Source organism: Desulfovibrio sp. 1214_IL3152, assembly GCF_036763055.1.
Classification (GTDB): domain Bacteria; phylum Desulfobacterota; class Desulfovibrionia; order Desulfovibrionales; family Desulfovibrionaceae; genus Desulfovibrio.
The window spans coordinates 1-1,774 of the sequence record NZ_JBAIYW010000428.1 but is presented as its reverse complement, the minus strand read 5'-3'; the positions used below and the strand labels follow the sequence as shown (position 1 = coordinate 1,774).

The 1,774-nt window shown below is 58.4% G+C and carries 3 protein-coding genes; 1 reads left to right on the top strand and 2 read right to left on the bottom strand.

All coding sequences use genetic code 11. The annotated features are described in order from the left end of the window. Nucleotides 1-747 (bottom strand): PfkB family carbohydrate kinase (locus V6C07_RS09045; RefSeq protein WP_333536088.1); only part of this gene is annotated, 747 nt, incomplete at its 3' end. Nucleotides 748-1,073: 326 nt separating this feature from the next. Next, nucleotides 1,074-1,397, bottom strand: coding sequence for a divalent-cation tolerance protein CutA (cutA, locus tag V6C07_RS09040; RefSeq protein WP_333536086.1), 324 nt, complete (start codon nt 1,395-1,397; stop codon nt 1,074-1,076). 123 nt (nt 1,398-1,520) lie between these two features. On the opposite strand from cutA, the gene V6C07_RS09035 reads away from it, so the two are divergent. Then, nucleotides 1,521-1,774, top strand: a 254-nt coding sequence (locus tag V6C07_RS09035; protein WP_442891931.1) for an endonuclease III domain-containing protein, incomplete at its 3' end; no start/stop codon positions are given.

Below are 1,774 nucleotides of genomic sequence, written 5' to 3'. Positions count from 1 at the left end.
GGGGTCCAGCACCCTTGCAACGGGAACAGGCGCAATGCGCACGTTTTCGCCGTGGTTGCCGCGCACCTGTGCGCCTTCTGCGCCCAGGGTGGTCACAAGCCAGCGCGTGCTGGCGGCAATTTCTTCTTCGCTTTTGCCCGTGGCCTTGCAGATCATGTTCAGCTCATAGTCGTTGGTAATGCAGGCCAGGGAACCCCCGATAGCGTCAAGCAGCTCCTCGGCGGTCAGCACAGGCAACTGCTGGCCGGGATCAAAGATATAGGGAACGCCCTTTTCACGATAAAAACGGGGCAGCCGGCGCATGTCGTCCAGGTTGCCGGGCGATACGATGGCAATATCCCTTGCCGGGTCAAGAGCGGGAAAATCATAAAGCGCGGGCAGGCTCATGGCCCCGGGATAAAAACCCGTAATCTGGTTGCTGTTCAGGTCTGTGGTAATGTAGCACAGGGCCGTGAACACCTCGTCAGCACGACGTATGCCGTCCAGCGGCAGGCCGTGGGCCGCGAGGGTCTGTGCGTAAGAATCAAAATCGCGTCCGGCGGCGGCGACAATAACGGGCTTTTCCTCAAGCAGGGCAAGGGAATAGGCAATATTGCCCGCGCAGCCGCCCCGGCGCTCGTCCATGCCGTCCACCATAAAGCTGACATTGATCATGTGCAGCTTGTCCATAAGGATATGGTCCTGAAAATTGCCGGGGAAGGTCATGATGCGGTCAAACGCCAGAGAACCGGAAACGTAAATGGACATGAGTTCCTCTCGTTATGGGGTGAACGGATGCAATGGGCTCTGCGCCGCTGCTCAGGTTCCGCGCGCTTTCTGTTCGCGCCAGACCCGCAAGGGGCACGGTTATGCCGAAATCTTCGCGGCGCGGATTTTATAAAAAATCCGCCCGGAACAGCCAAATGTTTTCAAAACAAAAATTTTCTAGAGCCGTTTTAACTTGAAAAAATGTACATGCTCTAACGCTGCACGAAAGTGCAGCGCGCCACAACGTGGCTTGGATTCAGTCGAAAATTGCATTTTCGGCTGAATGAAAGCTTTGAAATATGAAGCATTTCAAAGTTACTCTGCCTCTAGGGCAAAGGCGGACGGCTGTTTTCCCTGATCCAGCGCAGGTACGGCTCATGACCGGCCTCTATGGGCAGGGCCACAATACAGGGAACCTCATAGCTGTGTACGCTTTTCACGGCGGCCTCAAAGGCTGGCAGCGCCTCGCGGCTTACCTGGGCCAGCAGCAGGCATTCCCCGGCATCATGCACCTGGCCGCGCCAACGGTAAATGGAGCGCGCTCCGGGCACGATATTCACCCCGGCGGCAAGATTCCGCTCCACCAGCATGCGGGCAAGATCAAGGGCAAGCTCTTCATGAGGCGCGGTAACATAGACCAGATAGGACATGATCGCTCCCGTACAGCAGATCTTTTCGAGGCAGCTTATACCCAAACACGCAAAAAACAAAGAGGGCGCGAACCGCTCCCGCCAAGGCTTGCAGGCTGCCGACGCCTGTGGCATAGGACGGACATGAGCGTGAAAAATTCCCGCCCGGCTCGGGCGCAAAAAGTTCTTGAAGCCCTGCGAGCCCGCTACCCCGCCCCCCATACCCACCTGGATGCCGAAACCGCGTGGCAGTTGCTGGTGGCTACGGTGCTGGCGGCTCAATGTACGGACGCCCGGGTCAACACCGTCACCCCGGAACTGTTCCGCCGCTGGCCCGGCCCCGCCGACCTTGTGGGGGTTCCGGTGGAAGAGCTGGAGGCGGGCATACGCTCCACTGG

Coding starts and splice junctions, on each gene's coding strand:
- cutA (WP_333536086.1), bottom strand. CDS start 1,397: ATGTCCTATCTGGTCTATGTTACCGCGCCTCATGAAGAGCTTGCCCTT.